This window comes from Ancylobacter sp. 3268 (assembly GCF_031456575.1).
Lineage (GTDB): Bacteria > Pseudomonadota > Alphaproteobacteria > Rhizobiales > Xanthobacteraceae > Ancylobacter.
Genome location: NZ_JAVDUX010000003.1, coordinates 258,245 through 282,243, shown reverse-complemented (window position 1 = coordinate 282,243; position 23,999 = coordinate 258,245). Strand labels below are relative to the sequence as shown.

23 protein-coding genes are annotated in these 23,999 nt (G+C 70.1%); 12 read left to right on the top strand and 11 right to left on the bottom strand.

What is annotated here, in order from left to right:
- Window positions 1–131: 131 nt before the first annotated feature.
- From J2X65_RS05825 to fgd, 4 genes are read right to left on the bottom strand one after another with little or no spacing between them, the layout of a single operon-like run.
- Window positions 132–875, bottom strand: a complete 744-nt coding sequence (locus tag J2X65_RS05825; protein WP_310199204.1) for an alpha/beta fold hydrolase — start codon at window positions 873–875, stop codon at window positions 132–134.
- 21 nt (window positions 876–896) lie between these two features.
- Window positions 897–1,619 carry a 2-phospho-L-lactate guanylyltransferase gene (gene cofC / locus J2X65_RS05820; RefSeq protein ID WP_310199202.1) on the bottom strand — a complete coding sequence of 241 codons (723 nt, stop codon included), beginning with the start codon at window positions 1,617–1,619 and terminating at the stop codon, window positions 897–899.
- Window positions 1,616–2,401 carry a coenzyme F420-0:L-glutamate ligase gene (gene cofE, locus J2X65_RS05815; protein ID WP_310199200.1) on the bottom strand — a complete coding sequence of 262 codons (786 nt, stop codon included), beginning with the start codon at window positions 2,399–2,401 and terminating at the stop codon, window positions 1,616–1,618. The genes cofC and cofE overlap by 4 nt, the downstream gene beginning before the upstream one ends.
- A 3-nt stretch (window positions 2,402–2,404) precedes the next feature.
- The gene (gene fgd / locus J2X65_RS05810) at window positions 2,405–3,409 is read right to left on the bottom strand and encodes a glucose-6-phosphate dehydrogenase (coenzyme-F420) (protein WP_310199198.1); all 1,005 of its coding nucleotides are present in this window, start codon (window positions 3,407–3,409) and stop codon (window positions 2,405–2,407) included.
- A gap of 196 nt (window positions 3,410–3,605) precedes the next feature.
- Here fgd and J2X65_RS05805 point away from each other — a divergent pair, with 196 nt between their 5' ends.
- Both J2X65_RS05805 and J2X65_RS05800 read left to right on the top strand, forming a co-directional pair.
- On the top strand, window positions 3,606–4,631 hold the full coding sequence (locus tag J2X65_RS05805) for an AI-2E family transporter (protein ID WP_310199196.1): 1,026 nt from the start codon (window positions 3,606–3,608) through the stop codon (window positions 4,629–4,631).
- A gap of 30 nt (window positions 4,632–4,661) precedes the next feature.
- The gene (locus J2X65_RS05800) at window positions 4,662–6,125 is read left to right on the top strand and encodes an alpha/beta fold hydrolase (RefSeq protein ID WP_310199194.1); all 1,464 of its coding nucleotides are present in this window, start codon (window positions 4,662–4,664) and stop codon (window positions 6,123–6,125) included.
- An 81-nt stretch (window positions 6,126–6,206) separates the two neighbouring features.
- Here the strand turns inward: J2X65_RS05800 and J2X65_RS05795 are convergent, their stop codons facing one another.
- The 3 genes from J2X65_RS05795 to J2X65_RS05785 all read right to left on the bottom strand — a co-directional run bounded on the left by J2X65_RS05795 (window position 6,207) and on the right by J2X65_RS05785 (window position 10,772).
- Window positions 6,207–6,413, bottom strand: a complete 207-nt coding sequence (locus J2X65_RS05795; RefSeq protein ID WP_310199192.1) for a glycine zipper domain-containing protein — start codon at window positions 6,411–6,413, stop codon at window positions 6,207–6,209.
- A gap of 211 nt (window positions 6,414–6,624) precedes the next feature.
- The gene (locus tag J2X65_RS05790) at window positions 6,625–9,663 is read right to left on the bottom strand and encodes an efflux RND transporter permease subunit (RefSeq protein WP_310199406.1); all 3,039 of its coding nucleotides are present in this window, start codon (window positions 9,661–9,663) and stop codon (window positions 6,625–6,627) included.
- Entirely contained in the window at window positions 9,663–10,772 is a 1,110-nt protein-coding gene (locus tag J2X65_RS05785) for an efflux RND transporter periplasmic adaptor subunit (RefSeq protein ID WP_310199190.1), read from the bottom strand. The genes J2X65_RS05790 and J2X65_RS05785 overlap by 1 nt, the downstream gene beginning before the upstream one ends.
- 412 nt (window positions 10,773–11,184) lie before the next feature.
- Here J2X65_RS05785 and J2X65_RS05780 point away from each other — a divergent pair, with 412 nt between their 5' ends.
- From J2X65_RS05780 to J2X65_RS05740, 9 genes are all read left to right on the top strand, one after another.
- A complete protein-coding gene (locus J2X65_RS05780) occupies window positions 11,185–11,508 on the top strand; it encodes a Na+/H+ antiporter subunit E (RefSeq protein WP_310199188.1) in 324 nt (107 codons plus the stop codon).
- Window positions 11,508–11,660 carry a hypothetical protein gene (locus J2X65_RS05775; protein ID WP_310199186.1) on the top strand — a complete coding sequence of 51 codons (153 nt, stop codon included), beginning with the start codon at window positions 11,508–11,510 and terminating at the stop codon, window positions 11,658–11,660. The genes J2X65_RS05780 and J2X65_RS05775 overlap by 1 nt, the downstream gene beginning before the upstream one ends.
- Before the next feature lie 361 nt (window positions 11,661–12,021).
- On the top strand, window positions 12,022–12,333 hold the full coding sequence (locus J2X65_RS05770; RefSeq protein WP_310199184.1) for a monovalent cation/H+ antiporter complex subunit F: 312 nt from the start codon (window positions 12,022–12,024) through the stop codon (window positions 12,331–12,333).
- Window positions 12,330–12,623: a monovalent cation/H(+) antiporter subunit G gene (locus J2X65_RS05765; protein ID WP_310199182.1), complete on the top strand. Its 294-nt coding sequence runs from the start codon at window positions 12,330–12,332 to the stop codon at window positions 12,621–12,623. Before J2X65_RS05770 ends, J2X65_RS05765 begins: the two co-directional genes overlap by 4 nt.
- Entirely contained in the window at window positions 12,616–13,551 is a 936-nt protein-coding gene (locus J2X65_RS05760; RefSeq protein WP_310199180.1) for a hydrogenase subunit MbhD domain-containing protein, read from the top strand. The genes J2X65_RS05765 and J2X65_RS05760 overlap by 8 nt, the downstream gene beginning before the upstream one ends.
- Window positions 13,548–13,835: an NADH-quinone oxidoreductase subunit K gene (locus J2X65_RS05755; RefSeq protein ID WP_310199178.1), complete on the top strand. Its 288-nt coding sequence runs from the start codon at window positions 13,548–13,550 to the stop codon at window positions 13,833–13,835. The genes J2X65_RS05760 and J2X65_RS05755 overlap by 4 nt, the downstream gene beginning before the upstream one ends.
- On the top strand, window positions 13,832–15,304 hold the full coding sequence (locus J2X65_RS05750; RefSeq protein WP_310199176.1) for a proton-conducting transporter membrane subunit: 1,473 nt from the start codon (window positions 13,832–13,834) through the stop codon (window positions 15,302–15,304). The genes J2X65_RS05755 and J2X65_RS05750 overlap by 4 nt, the downstream gene beginning before the upstream one ends.
- Window positions 15,301–16,944 (top strand): complex I subunit 5 family protein, encoded by a 1,644-nt coding sequence (locus J2X65_RS05745; protein ID WP_310199174.1) that lies wholly within the window; start codon window positions 15,301–15,303, stop codon window positions 16,942–16,944. The genes J2X65_RS05750 and J2X65_RS05745 overlap by 4 nt, the downstream gene beginning before the upstream one ends.
- Window positions 16,945–17,083: 139 nt before the next feature.
- Window positions 17,084–18,316 (top strand): alpha/beta hydrolase, encoded by a 1,233-nt coding sequence (locus tag J2X65_RS05740; protein WP_404977671.1) that lies wholly within the window; start codon window positions 17,084–17,086, stop codon window positions 18,314–18,316.
- A gap of 93 nt (window positions 18,317–18,409) precedes the next feature.
- Here J2X65_RS05740 and J2X65_RS05735 read toward each other — a convergent pair whose 3' ends face one another.
- From J2X65_RS05735 to J2X65_RS05720, 4 genes are all read right to left on the bottom strand, one after another.
- Window positions 18,410–18,733: a hypothetical protein gene (locus tag J2X65_RS05735; RefSeq protein ID WP_310199170.1), complete on the bottom strand. Its 324-nt coding sequence runs from the start codon at window positions 18,731–18,733 to the stop codon at window positions 18,410–18,412.
- A 104-nt stretch (window positions 18,734–18,837) separates the two neighbouring features.
- Complete coding sequence (gltS, locus tag J2X65_RS05730; protein ID WP_310199168.1) at window positions 18,838–20,043, bottom strand: sodium/glutamate symporter; 1,206 nt, start codon at window positions 20,041–20,043, stop codon at window positions 18,838–18,840.
- 36 nt (window positions 20,044–20,079) lie between these two features.
- Window positions 20,080–21,534, bottom strand: coding sequence for an SLC13 family permease (locus tag J2X65_RS05725; protein ID WP_310199404.1), 1,455 nt, complete (start codon window positions 21,532–21,534; stop codon window positions 20,080–20,082).
- Between the two features lie 15 nt (window positions 21,535–21,549).
- Complete coding sequence (locus J2X65_RS05720; protein WP_310199166.1) at window positions 21,550–22,608, bottom strand: patatin-like phospholipase family protein; 1,059 nt, start codon at window positions 22,606–22,608, stop codon at window positions 21,550–21,552.
- 236 nt (window positions 22,609–22,844) lie between these two features.
- Here J2X65_RS05720 and J2X65_RS05715 point away from each other — a divergent pair, with 236 nt between their 5' ends.
- Window positions 22,845–23,969, top strand: a complete 1,125-nt coding sequence (locus J2X65_RS05715) for a mechanosensitive ion channel domain-containing protein (RefSeq protein WP_310199164.1) — start codon at window positions 22,845–22,847, stop codon at window positions 23,967–23,969.
- Window positions 23,970–23,999: the final 30 nt, after the last annotated feature.

Here is a 23,999-nt window from a genome sequence, read left to right as displayed (position 1 = left end):
TGTGCCAAAGTGTGCTGGTGTATAGACACTTTAGCTAATAGGGACTGCAAACCCGATCCCGTCATTGAACATCTGCTTAAAAAAGCAGCCGGAAGGCACCTCGTGCCGTCAGAATGTGCGCTCCGGCACGCCTAGGCGCCCGCCTGCGCCGCCACCGTGTCGAGCAGCCCGGCGAGCGCCGCCGGCGCCGAGAGGAAGGGCGAATGATCGCCCTCGAAGGTGAACACCGCCTCGCACGGCGTCTCCGTCGTCATGGCCCGCTGATAGGCGAGCGACACCGCCTTGTCGCGCGTACCCTCGACATAGAAGCGCCGCACCCGGCCGAAGCCCGCCGCGCTGAGATCGAGCCGGTCGGCATAGATCTTCATCCGCTGCGGCGTCAGCCGCGCGGCGGCCCAGGCCGCGTCTTCCGGCGCGCAGCTGTTGTAGAACACCTCGCCCGCCGCCGCCGCCGGGAAGGTCGCGGTCTGCCCGTCCGCCGCCACCTGCATGTTCTTCAGCACCAGATCCTCGACCCCGAGCCCGGCATGCGCGTCGAGGAAGCTGACGAGGCTGGCGCCATGGGTGAGCAGCAGCCCGTTGACATAGACGGTTGCCGCCAGCCGGTGGGGGCGGCGCTCGCTCGCCTGCGCGCTGACGATGCCGCCCATGGAATGGCCGACCAGCACCACGTCGTCGGGCAGCTGGTCGATCGCCCAGCACACGCGCGTGGCATAGCTGTCGAGATCGGCGGTCTCGGGCGGCGCCGGGTCGTCGCCGCTGCCCGGCAGGTCCGGCGCCAGCACGGTGTGGCCGCGCGCCTCCAGCAGCGGCACCAGCTTCTGCCAGCACCAGGCGCCGTGAAACGATCCGTGCACCAGAACGAAATTCGCCATGCCGCCCCTCCCCTGTCGAGCTTAGGTCCGATCCACCGAAACGCCTTCGGCGGCGAGCGCCTGCCGCGTGCGGGATTCCGCCGGCAGCCGGGCCAGCCGCGCGAGATCGCCGGGCGCGTCGACATCGAAGCCGAGCCCCGGCAGCGCCGCCGCCGCATGCACCCGCACCGGCACCCCGGCCGCCTGCGCCGCGGCGCGATGCGCCGCCAGGCTGCCCGGCCCGAAGGCAAAGCCGATCACCTCCGGCGGCGTCGCCAGCAGCCCATTGGTGCCCTGCCCGTCATGGGCCGCCACCAGACTCACCCCGCCGGCGGGATGCGCGGCGATCACCTGCGCCACCTCGGCGGCGGCCAGCCCCGGCAGGTCGCCGGGCAGCACCATCAGCCCGGCCGCCCGCCGCGCCGCCAGATGCCGCGCCGTCCGCGCCAGTGCCGCGTTGAGCCCGGCCACCGCCGGCTCCGCCAGCCATTCCGCCCCGTAGGCCGGCGCCAGTTCGGCAACCGCCGGCTCCGCCGAGACGATCAGCGTGCCGGCGAGCCCACCAGACCCACCAGCTCCATCGGGCGTGCCGCCGGGCCGCGATTCGGCCTGCCGCAACGCCGCCAGCACGTCCTCCAGCATCGCCCGTGCCAGCCTGGCGCGCGCCGGCGGCGCCAGCGTCGCCGCCAGCCGCTGCTTGGCGAGGTCGAACGGCTTTACCGGCACCACCGCCCAGATGCCGCCGGCTCCCCGCTCCGCGGTCACCGGAACAGGTCCTCCTCCGGCGTGCGGATCAGCGTCGCCGCCGGATTGTCGGCCGCGCTCCACGCCAGCCCGCGCACCAGCACCACCGGCGTCGCCTCGGTGCTCTGTCCCATCACCAGCGACGCCGCGGCGGCGATCTCATCGGCATGGGCGATCATCGTCGCCCGCAGCGTGCGGCCGAACAGGTCGGTCTCGCCGCGCCGGTCGATCATCGACGGCAGGCCGGCGGCGCCGATGGCGATGCCGGTGGTGCCGCGCCGCCACGGCCGGCCGAAGCTGTCATTGATGACGACGCCCGGCGCCACGCCGGTACGCCGCTCGATGGCGGCGCGCAGGCGGTCGGCGCTGGCATCCGGGTCGAGCGGCAGCAGCAGCGCCGCCTCGCCGCCGTCGTGGCGGATATTGGACTGGTCGATGCCGGCATTGGCCATCACCAGCCCCAGCCGGTGCTCGACGATCAGCACGTCCGGGCGGGTGCGCACCACCCGCACGCTCTCGGAGAGGATCAGCTCGACCAGCCGCGCATCCTTGCGCACCTCCTGCGCCAAGGCCGTCGCCCGCGCCGAGGGCGTCACCTCGGCGAGGCGGACCAGCCGCCCCTCGGCCTTGGAAACCACCTTCTGCGCCAGCACCACCACGTCCTGCGGCGCCAGCCCCAACCCCAGCCGGGCCACCCCGTCGAGGATGAGCCCGGCGAGGTCGTCGCCGGCCTCCACCAGCGGGAAGTCGGGCAGCGCGAAAATCTCCAGCCGGGCGGCAGGCCGGGAGGCGGATTGGACCATGGCTCAGCCGAAGCGGGCGCGCAGGCGCGGCAGCACCTGCTCGGCATAGAGTTCGAGGAAGCGCGGCTGGTCCTCGCCCGGCGCGTGGAACACCAGATGGTCGAAACCAACAGCGACATAGGAGGCGATCTTCTCCACATGCTCCTCCGGATCGGTGGAGACGATCCACCGCGAGGCCGCGCGCTCTACCGGCAGCGCATCGGCCAGCTTCTCCATCTCCAGCGGGTCCTCCACCGAGTGCTTCTCCTCCGGCGAGAGCGCCAGTGCCGCCCAGTGCCGCGTATCGGCCATGGCCCGCGCCCGGTCGGTGTCGAAGGAGACCTTCATCTCGATCATCCGCTCATAGCGGCGGCCGGGCATGTCGGAGCCCTCCAGCCCGACCGCCACATTCGGCAGCAGCGTCTCGGTATAGAGGTCCCATTTCTTGCCGGAGGTGCAGATGAAGCCGTCGCCGGCGCGGCCGGCGAACTTCGCCACCTGCGGCCCGGCACCGGCGATGTAGATCGGCACCGGTGTTTCGGGGCGATCATAGATAGTGGCGTTCTCGGTCTTGTAGAACTCGCCCTCGAAGCTGACGCGCTCCTCGCTCCACAGCGTGCGGATGAGGCGCACCGCCTCGCGCAGCCGGGCGAAGCGCTCCTTCAGCTCCGGCCACGGGGCGCCGGTCGCCGGCACCTCGTTGAGCCCCTCGCCCGAGCCGACGCCGAGGATCACCCGGCCGGGGAACAGCTGGCCGAGCGTGCCGAAGGCCTGCGCCACCATCGAGGGGTGATGGCGGAAGGTCGGGGTGAGCACGCTGGTGCCCATGGTGATCCGCGCGGTCGCCGAGCCGAGCGCGCCGAGAAAGGCGATCGCGGCCGGCGCATGGCCGCCGGTGTGGCGCCAGGGCTGGAAATGGTCGCTGATGAAGACGGAATCGAATCCCTTGCGTTCCGCGAGCACCGAGAAATCGACGAGCTGGCGCGCGTCGAACTGCTCCGCGGAGGCCTTGTAGCCGAGCTTCACCACTTCACCACTCCTTTGGGCCGTCACGACCAATGATACTATTATACAGCACACTATGACGAATAGTCCTGCGATCACAATAGGCTGATTTTTCCAAAACCGGAGGCAGCGCACATGCCGTCCCACCGAATTCGCAACGGCCTTGTCGCGGATCGGGCGAGGCTTTATCCGGCATGGGGCAGCTTTTGGCGAGCGGGACATGAACGGGCGCGGTATTCTCATCCTTCTCGGCATCATCGCCGCGATCCTGATCTGCGCCGCGGCCTATCTCGCCGCCTCGATCGTCGCGCCGGTGGCCTTCGCGCTGTTCTTCATCGCCCTGGTCTGGCCGCTGCAGCAGCTGCTGGCACGGCGCCTGCCGCGGCTCCTGGCGCTGTTCCTCAGCCTGGCGATCAGCCTCGTGGTGCTGTTCGCGCTCACCTCGATGACCATATGGGGCTTCGGCCGCGCCGCGCAGTGGCTGGTCGCCAATGCCGGCCGCTTCCAGGCGCTCTACCTTTCCGGCGCCGAATGGCTGGAGGGCCACGGCCTCTATGCCGCCGGCACCTTCATGGAGACCTTCAACGTCTCCTGGCTGATCCGCTTCTTCCAGGGCGTGGCGACGCGGCTCAACGGCATGGTCGGCTTCGCCGTCGTCACCCTCATCTTCGTGCTGCTCGGCCTGCTCGAGGTCGACATCGTCCGCCGCAAGCTCGCCGCCGGCGAGGCGGGCGAAGGCGGGCGGGTGCTGCTCGCCGCCGGCGCCGACATCGCCGACAAGTTCCGCCGCTACATGCTGGTGCGCACGGCGATGAGCATCGCCACCGGCCTCGCCGTCTGGGCGTTCGCCGCCGTGGCCGGGCTGGACCTCGCCTTCGCCTGGGGCGTCATCGCCTTCGCGCTCAACTACATTCCCTTCATCGGCCCGCTGGTGGCGACGCTGCTGCCCACCCTGTTTGCCGTCGCCCAGTTCGAGAGCTGGCAGATGGCGGTGGCGGTGTTCGCCGGCATGAACGTCATCCAGTTCATCCTCGGCTCCTATGTCGAGCCGCGCATCGCCGGCAAGGCGCTCGCCATGTCGCCCTTCCTGGTGCTGCTGGCGGTGTTCTTCTTCGCCTTCCTCTGGGGGCTGGCCGGTGCCTTCATCGGCGTGCCGCTCGTCATCGCCGCACTGACCCTGTGCGCCCACACCACCTCCGCCGGCTGGGTCGCCCGGCTCCTGTCCGGGCGCGCGCCGGACGCGTGACGCCGCCGACATCGAAGGAAAGCGTCTTCCATGGCCATTCGCCGCATCAAGCGCCTCACCCTCTGGCTGCTCGTCACGCTCGCGCTGATGCTGGCGACTTTCCTCGCCACGCGCATCTGGTTTTCGCAGCGCGGCGCGCCGCTGGAGCCCTGGCACACCTTCGCCCCGCGCGAGCTCACGGTCGGCGAGATGGACCGCGCCGACTGGGCCGGCTTCCTCGCGGCCGAGAACCGCGCCTTCGACGAGGTGTGGGAAAACGTCGTGCAGACGCTGCCGGAAGAGGAGCGCATCCCCTCCAACCGCTACTTCTCCGGCAGCGTCGTCTACCCGCCGCGGCTGACGCGCGACTTCAACCGCTCCTATGAGATCGTCCCGCCGGGCGAGGCCAGGGGCGCGGTGGTGCTGCTGCACGGCCTCACCGATTCGCCCTACAGTCTGCGCCATATCGCCCGGCTCTATGCCGAGGCCGGCTGGGCGGTGGTGGCCATCCGCATGCCCGGCCACGGCACCGTGCCGGCCGGCCTTGCCAAGGCGCAGTGGGAGGACTGGCTCGCCGCCACCCGCCTCGCGGTGCGCGAGGCCCACCGCCTCGCCCCGCAGGCGCCACTGCATCTGGTCGGCTTCTCCAATGGCGGCGCGCTGGCGCTGAAATACGCCCTCGATGCGCTGGACGATCCGGCGATGGCGCGGCCGGACCGGCTGATCCTGCTGTCGCCGATGATCGGCATCACCCGTTTCGCCCGCTTCGCCGGCCTCGCCGGCCTGCCGGCGTTCCTGCCCGCCTTCGCCAAGGCGGCGTGGCTGTCGGTGCTGCCGGAGTTCAACCCGTTCAAGTACAACTCGTTTCCGGTGAACGGCGCGCGGCAGTCCTACCTGCTCACCGCCGCCTTGCAGGATTCCATCGCCCGCCGGGCGCGGGCCGGCGGGCTGAAGGACCTGCCGCCGGCGCTCACCTTCCAGTCGGCGCTGGACTTCACCGTCTCCACCCGTGCCGTGGTCACCGCCTTCTACGGCCTGCTGCCCGACAATGGCAGCGAGCTGGTGCTGTTCGATCTCAACCGCAACACCAAGCTCGGCCCGCTGCTGCGCGGCTGGACCTCGGCCGCCGCGCTCGGCCGGCAGGTGCCGCCGGCGCCGCGCCATTTCACCCTGTCGATGATCACCAATGTGAGCCCGGACAGCGGCGAGGTGCTGGAGCGGCTCACCCCCGCCGGCGCCACCACCAGCGTCGATCGCCCGCTCGGCCTGTTCTATCCGCCGGACGTGTTCTCGCTCTCCCATGTCGCCCTGCCCTTCCCGGAGAGCGACAATCTCTATGGCTCGCAGCCGGACGGCACCGAGGATTTCGGTCTGGAGCTCGGGGCAATGGCGGTGCGCGGCGAGCGCGGGGCGCTGATCGTCAGCGTCGATGCGCTGACCCGCATGTCGTCGAATCCGTTCTTCCCCTACATCGCCGAGCGGGTCGAAGGCGCCATCGCCCAGCCGCGCCACTGAGCGCGGCCTCCGGCCGGCCAAATGAAACGGCCGCGCATCTCGCGATGCGCGGCCGTTTGCATGTGAAGCCGGCGGGGTCGATCAGTTCGCGGTCGCCGCGCCGACCACCGCGCCGGTGCCGGCGCCGACCGCCGCGCCCACCGCAGCACCGGTGCCGCCGCCGGCAATGCCGCCGATGATGGCGCCAGCGCCGCCGCCGATCAGGGCGCCGGTACCGGCCCGCTTCTCGGTGGTGGTGCAGGCGGCGAGCGAAAGCGCGACAAGAGAAACGGCAACAACGCGAACCATATGAGGCTCCCCCAGGGTGAATCAGCAACACCTTCATACCGCCGGCGAATCGCGCCAACAATAGGGGCAGCACCCATTCGCCGGCCGGAGTCCCCGAACGGCCTCCCGCCGGCACCGTTGCACGACCTTTGTGCGGCCCCGGCGGCCGCACCGCCGCCGTGACGCGAAGGTCGTGACGCGAAGGTCGTGCCGCGAAGGCCTTGCCGCCCGGCTAGGCCGAGGCGGGCCTCTCCCGCATCGTCGCCACATAGAGCGCCGGCAGGAAGATCAGCGTCAGCACGGTGGCGACCATGAGCCCGCCCATGATGGCGAACGCCATCGGCCCCCAGAACACCGTCGGCGCGATCGGGATCATGCCGAGCACGGTGGAGACGGCGGTGAGCATGATCGGCCGGAAGCGGGCGCTGGAGGCATCGAGCACGGCCTCGCGCACTTGTTTCCCCGCCGCCCGCTCGGCCTCGATCTGGCCGATCAGGATCACCGCGTTCTTGATGATCATGCCGAGCAAGGCGAGCACGCCGAGAATGGCGACGAAGCCGAGCGGCCGGTTGGAGACGAGCAGCGCCGCCACCACGCCGATCAGCCCCAGCGGCGCCACCGAGATCACGATGAAGGTCAGCGAGAAACGCCGGAGCTGGAACATCAGCACGGTGAGCATGATGAACAGCATCAGCGGCACCACTGCCACCACCGAGGCCTGCGACTTGGCGCTCTCCTCGACAGTACCGCCGGTCTCGATGCGATAGCCGCGCGGCAGGTCGGCATTCAGCGCCGCGATCTTCGGGGCGAGCGCGCGCACCACCTCGTCGGGCAGCGTGCCCGGCGTCACGTCGGCCTGCACGGTGAGGCTCGGCACCCGGTCGCGCCGCCAGACCAGCGGGTAGGACTGGGCGTAGTCGAAGGTGGCGAACTGCGACAGCGGCACGGTGCGCCCGCCGGGGATCGGCATTTGCAGCGTGCGCAGGTTGTCGAGCGACAGGCGCTGCTCGTCGGTGGCGCGCAGCACCACATTGACCAGATAGATGTCGTCGCGCACCTGAGTCACCGGCGCGCCGGAGATCACCGTGTTCAGCACGCTGGAGATGGTCTCGGAGGAGAGCCCGAGGCGGCGCGCCTCGTCCTGGTCCACCTTGATCCGCACCTCGCGGGCCGGCTCGATCCAGTCATAATTGACCTGCGTCGCCTGCGGGTTGGAGGCGACCACCTGCGCCAGCTTGAGGGCGATGTCGCGCACCTGCGCCAGATCCGGTCCGAGCACGCGGTACTGCACCGGCCAGCCGACCGGCGGGCCAAGCTCCAGCGGCGAGACGCGGGCGACCACGCCGGGAAACTCGTTGGCGAGCAGCGTCTCCAGCTTGGCCTGCAGCCGCATCCGCGCCGGCGTGTCCTTGGCGACCACCACCGCCTGGCCGAAGAAATCGTTCGGCAGCTGCGCGTTGAGCGGCAGGTAGAAGCGGATGGCGCCGCGCCCGACATAGCCGCTCCAGCGCTCGACGTCGGGATCGGCCTTCAGCGCCGCGTCCAGCCGCTCCATGGCGGTCTCGGTGGCATGGATGGAGGCGTTCTGCTGCAGGGTCAGGTCGACCAGCAGCTCCGGCCGGTCGGAGGACGGAAAGAACTGGCTGGGGATCAGCGGCAGCAGCAGCACCGCGCCGACGAACAGCACCACCGTCACCGCGATGGTCGCCCAGCGTGCGGCGAGCGCCGCCGACAGGAAGCCGCGATAGATCCGCATCACCCGCCCCGGCTCGCCTGTGCCGGTGGTTTTCGGCGGCTTCAGCAGCGCCATGCCGATCAGCGGCGCGAACAGCACCGCCACCAGCCAGGACACCAGCAGCGCGATCGACACCACCGCGAACAGCGAGAAGGTGTATTCGCCGGCCGAGGAGGCGGCGAAGCCGATCGGCACGAAGCCGGCAATGGTCACCAGCGTGCCGGCCAGCATGGCGAAGGCATAGGTCTTGAAGGCATAGGTTGCCGCCACTTCCGGCTTCTCGCCGAGCGCCAGCCGGTTGATGGTGGCGTCCGTGGTCGTCATCGCGTCGTCGACCATCAGGGCGAGCGCGATGATCAGCGCGCCGAGCGAGATGCGCTGCATGTCGATGCCGGCGAGGTCCATGACACAGAACACCGCCGCCAGCGTCAGCGGGATCGACAGCGCCACCACCAGGCCAGGCCGCACGCCGAGTGCGATGAAGCTGACCACCAGGATGATGGCGATGGCCTGCCACAGCGATTCCATGAACTCGCCGATGGCGTGCTCCACCGTCACCGCCTGGTCGGCCACCAGGGTGACGCCGATGCCGACCGGCAGGTCGCCGGTGACCTCGGTGACCACCGTCTTGATGTTGGCGCCGAGCCGCAGGATATCGCCGCCGTCGCGCATGGCGATGGCGAGGCCGATGGCCGGCTCGCCATTGACGCGGAACATCGGCTGCGGCGGGTCGGCATAGCCGCGCCGCACCGTGGCGATGTCCGCGAGCCGCAGCATGCGCCCGTCGACGGCGAAGTTGATGTTGGCGATGTCGCGCTCGCTGTCGAAGGCGCCCGACACCTGCAGGGCCAGCGTCTCGTCGCCGGTCTGGAGGGTGCCGGAGGGCTGCACCACGTTCTGGCTGCGCAGCGCCGCCACCAGCGCTTGCCGGTTGATACCGAGGCTGGCGAGCTCCTCCATCGAGAACTCGACGAAGATGCGCTCGTCCTGGGCGCCGAGGATCTCGATCTTGGAGACGTCCGGCACCTGCAACAGGCGCGAGCGCACCTGCTCGACATAGTCGCGCAGCTCGCGATGGGTGAAGCCGTCGGCGGTGAAGCCGTAAATCAGCCCGAACGTGTCGCCGAACTCGTCATTGAAGCCCGGCCCCACCACGCCCTGCGGCAGGGTGTGCCGCATGTCGGCGACGCTCTTGCGCACGTGGTACCAGACATCGGGCACTTCCGCCGCGGTGGTCTTGCCCTCGAGATCGACGAAGATCGTCGTCACGCCCGGCTTGGTATAGGAGCGCAGGCGGTCGAGATGCGGGGTCTCCTGCAGGGTTCGCTCCAGACGCTCGGTCACCTGCTGCAGCATGTCTTCCGTCGAGGCGCCGGGCCACGCGGCCTGCACCACCATGGTCTTGATGACGAAGGAGGGGTCCTCGGCTCGCCCGAGCCGGAAATACGAACCGATGCCGGCGACCACCACCACCAGCATGAAGAACACGACCAGCGAACGCTCGCGGATCGCCCATTCCGACAGGTTGAACCGCATCACGAACCCGTCGCCCCCGAGGCGGCCGCCGGCGCGGCGCCCAGCAGGCGCACCTTCTGGCCGGGATGCAGCGCCTGCACGCCGGCGGTCACCACCACGTCGCCCACCGCGAGGCCGGAGGCGATCGCCACCGTCGCCGGGTTGAAGCGCGCCACCTCGACATTGCGCAGCGCCACCGTGGCGGTGGAGGGATCGACCACCCACACCGCCGGCCGGCCGTTGACGGCGGTCAGCGCCGAGGCCGGCACTTCCATCCCGCTGCCGCTCTCGATGTCGACCCGGCCTGTCACGGTGGAGCCGAGCCGCATCGCCTCGGGCGGGTTGTCGAGCCCCACCCGCACGCGGAAGGTGCGGGTGATCGGGTCGGCCTGCGGCGCCACCTCGCGCACCCGGCCGATCGCGGTCACCGCCGGATTGTCGGCGAGCGACACGGCGATCAGCGGATCGGCCGGCACCTGCCGCATCAGTTGCGCCGAGGCGTCGAACACCGCGTCGCGCCCGCCCTGCCGTGCCAGCTGCACGATCAGCTGCCCGGCCTGCACCACCTCGCCGGGCTCGGCGCCGCGCGCCGTCACCACGCCGGGGGCGTCTGCCTTCAATTCGGTGTAGCCGACATTGTCCTCGGCGATCTTCAGCTGCGCCTGTGCGTCGTCGACCTGCGCCTGCGCCGCCAGCCGGCCCTGCCGCGCCTCGTCATAGAGCGCCCGGGTGGTGAAGCCGTTCTGCAGCAGCCGCTCCTGCCGGTCGTAATGGTTGGAGGCCTGCACCAGCCGGCCCTCCGCCGCCGTCACCGCCGCCTGCGCCGAGCGCAGGGTGTTGAGCGCGTTTTGCGGGTCGAGCCGCGCCACCACCTGGCCGGCGGTCACCCGGTCGCCGACATTGACCAGCCGCTCGATCATCCGCCCGCCGATGCGGAAGGCCAGCGCCGCCTCGTCCTCGGCCTGGATGGTGCCGGTGACCGACACCAACTCGCGCGCCGGCGCCTCTGCCACGGTGATCACCCGCACCGGCCGCACCTGCGGCGGCGCCGCCGCCTCCTCCTGCGAGCAGGCCGCTGTCAGCAGCGCCACGCCGAGCGCGACGCAGAGGCCGGGGCAGGACTTTCTCATGGCAGTGCGGTTCGACATGACGATCGCTTCTCGCTTGCGTCCCGCTTGGACGACGCTCGGCTGGGGTTGGGGGCCGGTACCTAAGGAATACCGCCGCCGGTGCGATGGTGCACGCTTTTGCCACCACGGCCTATCCTCGGATAAACCCTATGGTAAAGACACACCGCACTTTGTCGTGGTTGCCGGCTGGGTCCGGTATCGTTCGCAGTTGCAACATCGATGGCATCATGATGGTGTGACGATCATGCGCGGCTGAGGGAAGCATCATGCCCAACCGCCTGCGGGCCTGCGTCGCGGTGCCGGTCTCCGGCCCGGCCGTTGCTGCGATACGCCGCGACGCGGCCGGCGCGCATCGCTCGTGGAGCGGTGGCCGGTGACGAATCGCGGCCCCTCCCTGCGGACCCGTCGCCGAATGGCTGCTTTCACGGCGCGGGGCGCCGGCTTCCTGCTGCTCTGGCTGGTGCTGACCGATGGCAGCCTCGCCATGGTGCTGCCCGGGCTCCTCGCCGCCGGCGTCGCCGCGCGGGTCAGCCTCGCCCTGCTGCCGCCGCGCCCGCTGCGGCCGGCCCCGGTAGCGCTGCTCCGCTTCATCGGCCGTCTCGCCGTCTCCATGGTGGCCGGCGGCATCGATGTGGCGCGCCGCGCCTTCTCGCCCTCGCTGCCGCTGGCCCCGGGCCTCCTGCGCTACCGTCCGCGCACCCCGCCCGGCCCGCCCGCGACGCCCTGCGCGCGCTGATGGGATTGCAGCCCGGCGCCCTGGCCTTGGAGGCCGAGGAGGGCGACGACTGGCTGGTGCACTGCCTCGACATCCACGCCCCCGTCGTCGCCGTCCTCGCCGAGGACGAGGCGCATTTCCGCCGCGCCCTCGGTGCGGAGGATGCGGCATGAGCCGGCCTGCGCTCTCTCCGGTCATCGGCTCGCGCATCGGCTGCGGGGCCTCCGTCCGCCCGGCTTCCCGCCGGCGCCAGCTTTCCAGCTCCGACATGGCGCGACACCCGCGGCCCGCCATTCGCCGGACACCTTCGCCTCCCGCGCGTGTGGCGGCGATGTTTTCGCTTGAGGGGGAAGCGTCCCGGCCCGCGCGTGCCGGGTGTGGGGGAGGTTTCGGCGACCGCGCCGGCTCGAATCTGTACGGCGGCTGGCTCCGCGAGGGCGCCGGCCGTGCGGCCCAGGCACGCACGGCCATTCATCCCGCCATTTCCTGCGTGAAGGACCGGGCCCCGGCCTTCCGCACCACGGAGAACGCGGCATGACCGGCTTTCTGGTCGCCATGGCCGCCTTCGTCGCCGCCACCGCCGGCCTCGGCCTTCTCCGGCTGTTGCGCGGCCCGAGCGCGGTCGACCGCATGATGGCGGTGCAGCTCGCCGGCACCGCCGGCGCGGGGGTCTGCCTGCTGCTGTCGGTGGCGCAGGCCAGCCCGGCGCTGGTGGATGTCGCCCTCACCCTCGCCGTGCTGGCGGCACTCGGCACCGCCGCGATGAGCCGCTCCGGCCATCCCGCCCGCATCGATGCCGCCGGCGCGCCGCCGGCCGCGCCGCGCGAACCGATGGGGAAGCGATGATCGCCGATCTTCTCACCCTCGCTTTGGTGCTGGCGGGCGCGACGTTCTTCCTCGCCGGCACGGTCGGCCTGCTGCGCTTTGGCGATCCGCTGTCGCGCCTGCATGCGCTCACCAAGGCGGATTCGCTCGGCCTCGGCCTGATCGCGCTCGGCCTGATGCCGCAGGCGGACAGCCTCTGGATGGCGCTGAAGCTGCTGCTGGTCTGGCTGCTGGTGGTCGCCGGCAGCACCGCCGCCGGACAGATGCTGGCGCGCTTCCACCTCCGGCGGGAGGGGGCGGCCGATGAATGAGCTGCTGGCGCTCGCCCTTGCCTTTCCGCTGGTTCTCGGCGCGCTGGTCGTCGTGCTGACGACCTCGACCCGCGCCGCCCTGTTCGGCTTCTTCGCCTTCGGCCTCTTCCTCGCCCTCGCCTGGGTGGCGCTGGAGGCCGTCGACGTCGCCTTGACCGAGGCCGCCATCGGTGGCGGCGCCACCGGGCTGTTGCTGCTGCGGCTCAACGCCCGCCTGCACCGCAAGGTGTCGCTGGGCGAGCCGGCGGGGCCGCGGCTGCGCATCCTCGCCGGCCTGCTCGCGGCGCTGGTCGCCCTCGCCTTGGGCGGCCTGCTGCTCGCCCTGCCCGAGCCGGCGCCGAGCCTGGCGGCGGCGGTGGTGGAGCCGCTGCCGGCCCTCGGCATCGGCAACCCCGTCACTGCCGTGCTCATCGCCTATCGCGCCCTCGACACCCTGCTGGAGATCGCGGTGCTGCTGATCGCGGTGGTCGGCATCCGGGTGCTGGGGGCGGATCGCGGCTGGGGCGGCCGGCCGGTGCCCTGGCCGACGGCCGGGCCCTCCCCCGCCTTGGTGTTCCTCGCCCGCCTCCTCGTCCCTGCCGGCCTCGTCTTCGCCATCTACCTGTTCTGGGTCGGCGCCGATGCCCCGGGCGGCAAGTTCCAGGCGAGCACCCTCGTCGCCGCCCTGTGGCTGCTCGCCATCATGGCCGGGCTGGCGCCGGCGCCGCGCACCGGCGGCGGATGGACCGGCATCGCCCTCGCCATCGGCCCGCTCGCCTTCATCGCCGCCGGGGCGGTCGGCCTCGCCGCCACCGGCAGCTTCCTCGCCTGGCCCGAACCGGTGGCCAAGCCGATGATCGTCGCGGTCGAGCTCGCCCTCGCCGCCTCGGTCGTCGTGGCGCTGGTCGTGCTGGTCGCCGGCCCGCCCGAGCCGGAGGCCGGGCGATGAGCGCCACGATCCTCGGCCTCACCGGCGCGCTGCTGGTCGGGATCGGCCTTTTCGGCCTGATCGTACACCCCACCGCCCTGCGCAAGCTGCTCGCCTTCAACCTCGTCGGCGCCGGGGTCTTCCTGTTTTTCGGGGTGGTGGCGCGCCGGGCGGCCGCGGCGGGCCTGCCCGGGGACCCTGTCCCGCAAGCCATTGTGATCACTGGGATTGTGGTCGCTTTCGCCGCCACCGCGCTGGCCGCCACCTTGCTGGCGCGGCTGTCGGAGCCGGGAGAGCAGCCATGACGGTCAGCCTGTTGCCGGTCTGGGCGGTGCTGGCGCCGGTCATCGGCCTGTGCGCCCTGCTGCTGCTGGAGCGCCGGCAGCGGCCGGAACGGGTCGCCGCCCCCTTTGTCGCGATCGGATTATATCTTTCGTTATCAATAGCTTACGAGGTCATGACCCGCGACGCGCCGCTGGTCTATGCGCTCGGCGGCTGGCTGCCGCCGCTCGGCCTGACCCTGCGCGCAGATGGTGTAGGCGCGGTTCTGCTGGCGCTGACGGCGCTGGTCATGGTCGGCGTCGCCATCTGCGCCTGGGCCCCGGCGGAGGGGGCGGGCATGCGTGGCCGCTTCAGTTTCTGGGCCCTGCTGCTGGCGCTGTGGTCGGCGCTCAACCTCGCCTTCACCGCCCAGGACCTGTTCAATTTTTTCGTGGCGCTGGAGATGCTTAGCTTCAGTGCCGTGGCGCTCGTCGCCCTCGATGGCAGCCGCGACGCCCTCATCGCGGCGCTGCGCTACCTGCTGTTCGCCCTCGCCGGCTCGGTACTTTATCTGCTCGGCGTCGGCCTGATCTACGGCCGCTACGCGGTGCTCGATCTCGCCGGCCTGCGCGAGATCGCCCAGGCCGAGCCGGTGACCCTCGCCGCCCTGGCGCTGATGACCGTGGGCCTGATGGCCAAGGCCGCCCTGTTCCCGCTGCATCTCTGGCTGCCGCCCGCCCATGCCAGCGCCCCGGCCCCGGCGAGCGCGGTGCTCTCGGCACTGGTGGTGAAGGCGCCGTTCCTCATCATCCTGCGGCTATGGGTCGACCTGCTGCCCCTGTCCGCCGCCACCGCGCCGGCGCAGATCCTGGCTGGGCTCGGCGGCGCGGCGATCCTGCTGTTCAGTATTTTAGCGCTGCGCCAGCAACGGCTTAAGCTGATGATCGCCTATTCGACCCTGGCGCAGATCGGCTATCTGTTCCTAATGTTCCCGCTAATGCCGGGGCAAGACCCCTGGCTGGATATCGGCTGGACCGGCGGTATCCTGCAACTGGTCTCGCACGGCATCGCCAAGGCGGCGATGTTCCTCGCCGCCGGCCTGATCTACGAAGCGCTCGGGCATGACCGGGTGAACGAATTCGCCGGCCTCGCCCGCCGGCAGCCAGTGACGCTCGTCGCCTTCGCCATCGCCGGCCTGTCGCTGATGGGCCTGCCGCCGAGCGGCGGCTTCGTCGCCAAGCTGCTGCTGTTGACCGCTGCTGTCGAGGCCGGCGCGTGGTGGATCGCCATCGTCATCCTCGCCGGCGGCATCCTTGCGGCCTTCTATGTGTTTCGCGCCCTTGGCAATGCGCTGGCCGAGGGCACGCCGGCGGTCGTCCCGGTCGCGTTCTACCGGCAGGGCGCGGTGCTGGCGCTGGCGCTCTGCGCGCTGGCGCTCGGCTTCGTGCCGCTTCGCCCCTTCGCGCTGCTGGCGGTCGGGCGACCGCTCGAGGCTATGGAGGCGCTGCCGTGACCGGCCTTCTCGTCGCGGCGAGCTTCGCCCTGCCCCTCGTCCTCGCCGCCGCGGCGCTGTGGCCGACGATGCGCGACCGCCTGCTCGGGCTCCTGCCGCTCGCGCCGCTGGCGGCGCTGGCGGCGGCCATCTTCGCCCCCGGCGGCTCACTGGTGCTGACACCCGACCCCTTGCGCCTAACCCTCGCGCTCGATACCCCCGGCGCGATGCTGCTCGGCTCCAGCGCGCTGCTGTGGTGTGCGGCCGGTAGCTATGCGGCCAATTATCTGGCGGTATCGTCCCGGCGGACGGCCTTCGCGGTGTGGTGGCTGCTCACCATGGCGGGCAGCCTCGGGCTGTGCCTCGTCGCCGATATGACGAGCTTCTACCTGTTCTTCACCGTGGCCAGCCTCGCCGCCTACGGCCTCGTCGCCCATGAGGCGACGCCGGCGGCGCAGCGCGCCGGCCTCGTCTACATGGCGCTGGCGCTGCTGGGCGAGGCGTTCCTGCTGCTCGCCTTCGTCGTGATGGCCATCGGCGTTCCCGGCGGCGGCAACCCGTCCATCGCCCAGGCGGTGGCCGGCATTGCCACCTCGCCGCTCCGCGATGCCATCCTGGTCTTGCTGGTGCTCGGCTTCGGGCTGAAGATGGGGCTGGTGCCGCTGCATGTCTGGATGCCGCTCGCCCATCCGGTCGCGCCGATGCCCGCCTCCGCCGTACTCTCGGGCATCGTCGTCAAGGCCGGCGTCGTCGGCCTCATCCGCTTCCTGCCCTTCGGCGCTCCGCTTGGAGGCTGGTGCGAGGCGCTGATCGTCCTCGGCCTGTTCACCGCCTTCTATGGCCTCGCGATCGGCCTGGCCCAGCCGCGCCCGAAAGTGGTGCTCGCCTATTCAACGGTGAGCCAGATGGGCGTGGTCGCCGCGATCGCCGGCGCCGGCCTCGCCTCCGGCAGCGAAGCGACACCGGTTCTCGCCGCCTTCTACGCCCTGCACCATATGCTGGTGAAAGGCGCGCTGTTTCTCGGCGTCGGAGTGACCACCGCCGGCGGACCGCCCGCCCGCCCGGCATTCGCCGTCATGGCGGTGCTGGCACTGGCGCTGGCGGGCCTGCCGTTCACCTCCGGCGCGCTCGCCAAATATGCGGTGAAGGATCTGTTCGGCGAGGGCATCGCCGCGCTTGCGGTTACACTCTCGGCGACCGGCAGCACCTTGCTGATGCTGCATTTCCTGCGCCGTCTTTCCCGGCTTTCGGCGCCCGATGCCAGAACGCGGCCGCCCCCGGGGCTGCTGCTGCCCTTCCTTGCCACGGCCGCCGCCTCCTTCCTCGTCGCCGGTCTGCTGCTGCCGTCGACAGGCACGGCCTACGCCGCCGTCTTCGCGCCGGAGGCGCTGTGGACCGCGAGTTGGCCCATGCTGCTCGGCGCCGCCCTCGCCTTTGCCCTGCGGCGCTCGGCGCTTCGGATTCCCGATATTCCCGAGGGCGATCTGATCGTCCTTGCCGCGCGTCTCATGCCGGCCGTCCGCCGGCTCGTCGATGCGGTCGAGCATACCGACGAGACCCTCCGCCGCTGGCCCGTCGCGGGTACGCTGTTGCTGCTGCTGCTCCTTGGCCTTGGTGCCGCGATGCAACTATCGGCAGGATTCCATCCCTCCGGAGGTTGAATGATACCCCCGATGCTTGAGCGGTGTTACCCGTTTCGATATCGATGACGCTCGCGAGGTGGCGTGCAAGCCGATTGTCCGTCGGCGAACGGGGTAGCGTGAGAGTATGCGGGTCGCAGAGCCCAAGACCACGCGACATATGGCAGGAATGGCGGTCCGGCTTGTCTTCGCCGCCTGTGCCGGCATCCTGCTTGCCGGCTGCGCCAACCGTCCGGTCGGCGTGCTGGCGCCGGTGGTCGAGACGGCTCCGGACGCCACCACGGTCGACATGCTGGTCGCCACCACCCGCGCGCCCTCCGACGATCCGGGCATCCTGTTCACCGGCGAGCGCGGCCGGCAGGTGGCGCTGACCTCCTTCGTGGTGTCGATCCCGCCGGACCAGAATCGCCGGCTCGGCGAGGTACAGTGGCCGCGCCGGCTGCCGCCGAACCCGCAGACCGATTTCGCCACCCTGGAGGCCAGGCCGCTCGACGGACTGAAATCATCGCGCCGCTGGCTGCACGACCATCTCTCGCCCAGCCGGCGGGTGCTGATCTTCGTGCATGGCTTCAACAACCGTTTCGAAGACGCGGTCTACCGCTTCGCGCAGATCTCCCATGATTCCAAGGCCGATGCGACGCCGGTCTTGTTCACCTGGCCCTCGCGCGCCCGGGTGTTCGACTATTTGTTCGACCGCGAGAGCACCATCTATTCGCGTGACGCTTTTGAAGAGACGGTCTGGCAAGTAGCCACCGACCCGGAGGTCAAGGACGTCACCATCATGGCGCATTCCATGGGAGCCTGGCTCGCCATGGAAGGGTTGCGGCAGATGTCGATCCGTCGCGGCCGGCTGCCGCCGAAGATCACCGACGTCATCCTCGCCTCGCCGGATGTGGACGTGGACGTGTTCGCCTCGCAGTGGCGCGCGCTGAACCATCCGACGGCGCGGTTCACCGTCTTCACCTCGCGTGACGATCGCGCCCTGCAGCTGTCGCGGCGCATCGCCGGCAGTGTCGATCGCCTGGGCCAGATCGATCCCAGCCAATATTATGCCGAGCTTGAGAAGGCCGGCATCACGGTAGTGGACCTCACCGCGCTGCGCACCGGTGACATGCTCAATCACGGCCGCTTCGCCGAGTCGCCGGAAGTGGTGCGGCTCATCGGCACCCGGCTGGTGGCCGGGCAGACGGTGACGGATTCCGATATGAGCCTCGGCGATCGCATCGGCACGGTGGCCATGGGCGTCGGCCAGACGGTGGGAAGCGCCGCCAGCGTCGCCATCAGTGCGCCCATTGCGATCTTCGACCCGGCGACACGACGCACCTATGAAGCGCAGGTAAACCAATTCGGCCAGGTGATCAAGAACACCGCCGGCGATCCGTCCAGGCAATAGGCCGAAAGCAAGCAGGCCACGATCGACAGGCCGCGAACCGGCCGGGCAGCCATGCCGCCCGGCCGGGGCACTGCTCTCACGAGAGAGAAGGGATCACCAGCTGCGCACCCAGCGGCCCGGCTCGTAGACCCAGGCGCCGCGCCGCAGCACCCAGCGGGGGCCGACATAGGTGAAACCACGCCGATTCGGCTCCCAATAGCCCGGCTGCCACACCCAGCCCGGCCCGCGACGCCAGTTCCAGTGGCCGGGCACCCATGTGTAGCCGCGGCGCGGAGGCGGCCGCCGCTCCCGGCGCGGAGGCGGCGGCGGCACCATCGGCCGGCCCTGCGCCTCGGCCTCGCTCGCGGAGCCCAGCGCCAGCGGCGCCAGCGCGGCAACCGAGAACAGCCCGGCGAGAAGCGAACGTCGATTGATCATCATGTCATCCCTGCATCGAGGCCCCCGGCTCCGCCAATGGCGGGCCGGGGAGCGAAGGTCATCGCCCGCCAATGGCGGGTCATGGACCGACCCATCGCCCGCGTTCAGCGGGCCATGAAGCCGATGACCACAGCATTGATGATATCGATGAAGAAGGCGGAAACGAGCGGCAGCACGATGAAGGCGCGCGTCGCCGGCCCGTGGGTCTTGGTCACCGCCGTCATGTTGGCGATGGCGGTCGGGGTCGCGCCGAGGCTGATGCCGGTGAAGCCGGCGGAGAGCACCGCCGCCTCGTAATTCTTCCCCATCGCCGGAAACACCACGAAGATGATGTAGGCCACCGCCGCCAAGGTCTGGACCGCCAGCACGAGGACCAGGACGAGGCCGAGACCGCCCAGCGTCCAGAGCTGCATGCTCATCAGCGACATGGCGAGGAACACGTTGAGCGACAGGTCGGACACCAGCGCCAGCGCCCGCGAACGCGTCGGCCAGACGATGTTCGGCAGCAGGCGCGGCACGCTGTTGGTCAGCACGATGCCGACCAGCAGGCAAATCACGAACAGCGGCAGCTTCAGCGCCACGTCCTCCATCAGCGTCTCGACGCCGAAGCCGATCAGGATGGCGACGTTCATCACCAGGATGGTGCGCAGAAGGCTCACATGGTTCACGTCGTCGCCGACGGCCGGATTCGGCTTGTCGGGCAGGCCGACCACCGTCTCGTCGGAGCGCGGGCCGTGCAGGTCATGACGACTGAGCAGATATTTGGCGATTGGCCCGCCGACGAGGCTCGCCACCACTAGCCCGAGCGTCGCTACCGCGATGCCCACCTCCATCGCACTGGCGAAGCCGAAGCGCTGGGCGATCAGCGGCGCCCAGGCGATGGTGGTGCCATGGCCGCCGATCAGCGAGGCCGAGCCGAGGAACACCGTGATCCCCTCCGGCAGGCCGAGCAGGGCGACGCTGCCGGCGGCGATCAGATTCTGGATGATGAGAAACACCAGGGTCAGCGCCAGAAGGATCAGCAGCGGACGGCCGCCGGAGATCAGGTCGGACAGCCGGGCGTTGAGGCCGATGCCGGTGAAGAAATACAGCAGCAGCATGTCGCGCGCTTCGAGAGCGAAGCGGATCTCCACGCCGAACAGGCGATAGGCGAGCAGCGTCGCCAGCGCGGCGAGCAGGCCGCCCGTCACCGCCTCGGGAATGTTGAATCGGCGCAGCGGCTCGATCGCCTTGTTGATGCCGGAGCCGGCGAAGAACACCAGGATGGAGATGGTGAAGGTAAGCAGGCCGGAGATCTGGATCGTCGACATCGGTCCTCGCGTGCTGCCGCTGGTGGCGCCGCCGGGTCAGAACGACCCGACCGCCGAGCCCACGACGATGACCGCAACAAGGGCGACAATGGCGCCGACGATACCGACCATCACGATGTCGAAATAGCTCTCGCGATGGGTTGTGCCGCAGACCGCCAGCAATGTCACCACCGCACCATTATGCGGCAGGCTGTCGAGCGTGCCGGAGCCGATCACAGCCACGCGGTGCATGAGGGCCGGATCCAGCCCGGTCTGCCCGGCGATCTGCATGAAGGTCGGCCCGAGCGCGTCGAGCGCGATGGTGAGGCCGCCGGAGGCGGAGCCGGTGAGCGCGGCGAGGATGTTGGTGGCCACCGCCAGCGAGACCAGCGGTCCGCCCTCGATGCCGAGCACCCATTCGCGCACCAGCTCGAAGGCCGGCAGCGCCGCCACCACCGCGCCGAAGCCGACCAGGCTCGCCACCGAGAAGACCGGCAGCACCGAGGCATTGGCACCGGCATCGATGGTGGCCCGCAGCCCCGGCAGCCGCCGCCAGTTGGTGGCGAGCGCCGCAAGGATGGCGGCGGTAAGCGCCACCGCCACCGACCACACGCCGCCGACCGCCGCCAGCGAGGTCCCGCCCCAGCGCGGCTCGGCAAGATAGGCGGTGTCGAGATTGGGCAGCACGGCCATCGACATGATGAGGTTCACCGCCACCACCACGATCAGCGGCAGCGCCGCCAGCACGATCGGCGGGTTCGTATAGGCGTGGACGCCGTTGTGGATCTCGGCGGGATCGAACTCGCGCGCGGTGGTAGCGCGTTCGCGCACCAGCGGATCCTCGGCGGCGGCATCGACCGGTGCCGGCTCGTCGGCACCGAACCCTTCGCCGGCGCGACGCGCCTTGGCCTCGGCATGTCGCAGCCACCACAGGCCGAACCCCAGCATGATCGCCGAGGCGAGGATGCCGAGCCCCGGCGCGGCGAACGGCGTGGTGCCGAAGAACGGCATGGGAATCGCGTTCTGGATCGAGGGCGTGCCGGGCAGCGCCGACATGGTGAAGGTGGAGGTGCCGAGCGCGATGGCGGCCGGCATCAGGCGGCGCGGCACGCCGGCGGCGCGAAACAGCGCAAGGCCCATCGGCGCCAGCACGAAGAAGGCGACGAACAGGCTCACGCCGCCATAGGTGACGAAGGCGCCGGCCAGCACCACCGCCAGCACTGCCCGTTCGGCGCCGAGCTTCTCGGTCATGAAATTGGCGATGGCGGTGACCGAGCCGCTGTCGTCCATGATCTTGCCGAACAGTGCGCCGAGCAGGAACAGCGGAAAGAACTGCGCCACGAAGCGCGCGGCGCTGCCCATGAAGGTCTGCGTCCAGTGCGCCAGCAGCGGCTCGCCGGCGAAGGCGGCGGCGACCAGCGCCGCGATCGGCGCCAGCAACAGCACCGTCCAGCCGCGGAAGGCGAAGGCGATCAGCAGGCCGAGGCCGACGAGAATGCCGATGAGACCCAAGGTTGCGCCCATGGCTCACACTCCCTCGATCAGTTGGTCGATATCGAGGGTGGACCGCTTGCCGATATCGTCCCCATGGGTGTCGAGGAAGCTCTGCGCCGCCTTGCGTCCCTCGTCGCGCAGCATGCTGAGGAACTCCCATTCGGCATTGAGCTTCGAGGAATAGCCGAGCGAGCCCATCACCGGATTGGGCACCATGTGGATGCGCATCTTGGCCCATTGCGCGCCCTCGGAATTGCCGGGATCGGCAACCTTACGCATCAGCGCCATCATGCGCAGCTCCTTCAGCAGCACGGCGTTGAATGACACTTCGTTCAGCCGGTTGAGGATGTCGCGGGCGTTGTCGGGCGTGCCCTCGCGCTCGACCGGGTTGATCGGCACCAGGATGGTGTCGTCGGAATCCAGCTCGCGCACCAGCGGCGTCATGGTCGGGTTGCCGGAATAGCCGCCGTCCCAATAGGCCTCGCCGTCGATCTCCACCGCCTGGAACATGGTGGGCAGGCAGGCGGAGGCGAGCAGCACCTCCGGCGTGATCTCGGCATTGCGGAACACCCGGCCGCGACCGGTGCGCACGCTGGTGGCGGTGATGAACAGCTTGATCGGCGAGGCTTTCAGCAGCTCGAAATCGACAAGCTGCTCGAGAATGCCGCGGAGCGGATTGCTGCCGCCCGGATTGAGGTCGTAAGGCGAAACCAGCCGCGACATCAGGTCCATGGCGACGAACATCGGCGAGTTGTCCAGCGTCCAGCGCCCCAGCAGCCGGTCCATCGGCCCGCGCTGGAACGGGCTGAAGCGCGCCGCCTTCGAGACCTCTCCCCAGAAATGCGCCAGCGCCTCGCGGGCGCCCTCGGCGCCGCCCTTCGCATAGCCATAGCCGAGCACCGCGGCGTTCATGGCGCCGGCGGAGGTGCCGGAAATGCCGTCGATGGTCAGCCAGCGCTCTTCCAGCAGCCGGTCGAGCACGCCCCAGGTGAAGGCGCCGTGCGAGCCGCCTCCCTGCAGGGCCAGATCGACGAGAACGGGCGCCTGTCCAGCCCCGCCGGCCGCGGGGTCCGTCGCTTCCGTGTCGCTCATGTCTCGCCCTCTCCGACGTGCCGAACGGCACGCCCGTGCGGGCACCAGCCCGCTCTTTGCCCGATCGGCGGGCGCGACACCGTGTCGGCCGCCGTCGGTCAGCGTCCAGCATAGGCTACCGTCGACGACCACAAAATGATCCGCCGCAAATTTCTGCCGCATCGCAGCAAAATATCGCATCGCGGCGGAACCGAGCTATCGACGGCACGTTAGCCCGACTTAGGCGGAGGGGATGTATGCTCACAGTGCGGCGTCTGGCGGACGAGATCGAAGGCTTGCTCTATTGGGCCCCCGACTGGCTGGTCAGCCTGCTGTTCTTCGCCATCGCCATCGTGGTCGGCATCATCCTGCACCGGATCGCCTTTCGGGTGATCACCCGCCTCGTGCGGGACATGGACCTGTTCTGGCGCTCGCTGGTCTCGCGTACCGAGGGGCCGACGCGTCTCGCCGCCATCGTGATCATGCTCGGCATCGCCGCGCCCGTGGCGCCGCTGTCGTTGCAGGGCACCTTCTGGGTCCGCCATATCCTGCTGCTCTGCTCGATCGCGCTTGTCGCCTGGCTCGCCCACACCGCGCTGCACATCTGGGTGACGGTCTATCTTCGGCGCTTCAAGCTCGATGCCGAAGACAACCTCCTCGCCCGCAAGCACGTCACCCAGACCCGCATCCTGCGCCGGGTGGCGGCGGCGATCATCTTCACCGTCGCGCTCTCCGCCGCGCTGATGACCTTCGAGAGCGTGCAGCAATACGGCGTATCGCTGCTGGCCTCGGCCGGCGCCGCCGGCCTGGTGGTCGGCCTGGCGCTGCAGCCGGTGCTGAAGAACCTTATCGCCGGCATCCAGCTCGCCGTGACCCAGCCGATCCGCATCGACGACGCGCTGCTGGTCGAGGGTGAATGGGGAAATGTCGAAGAGATCACCTCCACCTATGTGGTGATCCGCATCTGGGACTGGCGGCGCCTCATCCTGCCGCTTAGCTACTTCATCGAGCAACCGTTCCAGAACTGGACGCGCGAAGGCTCGGCGCTGATCGGCACGGTGATGATCTATCTGGACTACGGCGTGCCGGTCGATGCGGTGCGTGCCAAGGTCGAGGAGATCGTGCGCGCCTCCCCGCTCTGGGATCGCAAGGTGGTGAACGTCCAGGTCACCGATTTCAGGGAGAGCGTGATGGAGGTGCGCATCCTGGTCAGCGCCAGCAATTCCGGCCGCACCTTCGACATACGCTGCGAGGTGCGCGAGAAATTGATCGCTTTCCTGCAGCAGGCCTATCCGGCCGCGCTGCCGCGGCTGCGCGCCGAGATCGCCGGGCCGCCGCCGCTCGCCGCCGAGCGGGTACCGGACCGCGCGCTGGCCTCGTGAGGCCCGCCCGCACGCGCCGCGGCGAAAATG

Excerpts from the sequence above, each read along its gene's own strand:
- J2X65_RS05770 (WP_310199184.1), top strand. The coding sequence starts at position 12,022 with ATGACCGGCTTTCTGGTCGCCATGGCCGCCTTCGTCGCCGCCACCGCC.
- J2X65_RS05735 (WP_310199170.1), bottom strand. The coding sequence starts at position 18,733 with ATGATCAATCGACGTTCGCTTCTCGCCGGGCTGTTCTCGGTTGCCGCG.
- J2X65_RS05785 (WP_310199190.1), bottom strand. The coding sequence starts at position 10,772 with ATGAGAAAGTCCTGCCCCGGCCTCTGCGTCGCGCTCGGCGTGGCGCTG.
- J2X65_RS05720 (WP_310199166.1), bottom strand. The coding sequence starts at position 22,608 with ATGAGCGACACGGAAGCGACGGACCCCGCGGCCGGCGGGGCTGGACAG.
- J2X65_RS05795 (WP_310199192.1), bottom strand. The coding sequence starts at position 6,413 with ATGGTTCGCGTTGTTGCCGTTTCTCTTGTCGCGCTTTCGCTCGCCGCC.
- J2X65_RS05805 (WP_310199196.1), top strand. The coding sequence starts at position 3,606 with ATGAACGGGCGCGGTATTCTCATCCTTCTCGGCATCATCGCCGCGATC.
- cofE (WP_310199200.1), bottom strand. The coding sequence starts at position 2,401 with ATGGTCCAATCCGCCTCCCGGCCTGCCGCCCGGCTGGAGATTTTCGCG.
- J2X65_RS05800 (WP_310199194.1), top strand. The coding sequence starts at position 4,662 with ATGGCCATTCGCCGCATCAAGCGCCTCACCCTCTGGCTGCTCGTCACG.
- J2X65_RS05790 (WP_310199406.1), bottom strand. The coding sequence starts at position 9,663 with ATGCGGTTCAACCTGTCGGAATGGGCGATCCGCGAGCGTTCGCTGGTC.
- J2X65_RS05715 (WP_310199164.1), top strand. The coding sequence starts at position 22,845 with ATGCTCACAGTGCGGCGTCTGGCGGACGAGATCGAAGGCTTGCTCTAT.
- J2X65_RS05740 (WP_404977671.1), top strand. The coding sequence starts at position 17,084 with ATGGCAGGAATGGCGGTCCGGCTTGTCTTCGCCGCCTGTGCCGGCATC.
- J2X65_RS05750 (WP_310199176.1), top strand. The coding sequence starts at position 13,832 with ATGACGGTCAGCCTGTTGCCGGTCTGGGCGGTGCTGGCGCCGGTCATC.
- gltS (WP_310199168.1), bottom strand. The coding sequence starts at position 20,043 with ATGTCGACGATCCAGATCTCCGGCCTGCTTACCTTCACCATCTCCATC.
- J2X65_RS05760 (WP_310199180.1), top strand. The coding sequence starts at position 12,616 with ATGAATGAGCTGCTGGCGCTCGCCCTTGCCTTTCCGCTGGTTCTCGGC.
- J2X65_RS05765 (WP_310199182.1), top strand. The coding sequence starts at position 12,330 with ATGATCGCCGATCTTCTCACCCTCGCTTTGGTGCTGGCGGGCGCGACG.
- J2X65_RS05775 (WP_310199186.1), top strand. The coding sequence starts at position 11,508 with ATGGGATTGCAGCCCGGCGCCCTGGCCTTGGAGGCCGAGGAGGGCGAC.
- J2X65_RS05780 (WP_310199188.1), top strand. The coding sequence starts at position 11,185 with ATGGCTGCTTTCACGGCGCGGGGCGCCGGCTTCCTGCTGCTCTGGCTG.
- J2X65_RS05755 (WP_310199178.1), top strand. The coding sequence starts at position 13,548 with ATGAGCGCCACGATCCTCGGCCTCACCGGCGCGCTGCTGGTCGGGATC.
- J2X65_RS05825 (WP_310199204.1), bottom strand. The coding sequence starts at position 875 with ATGGCGAATTTCGTTCTGGTGCACGGATCGTTTCACGGCGCCTGGTGC.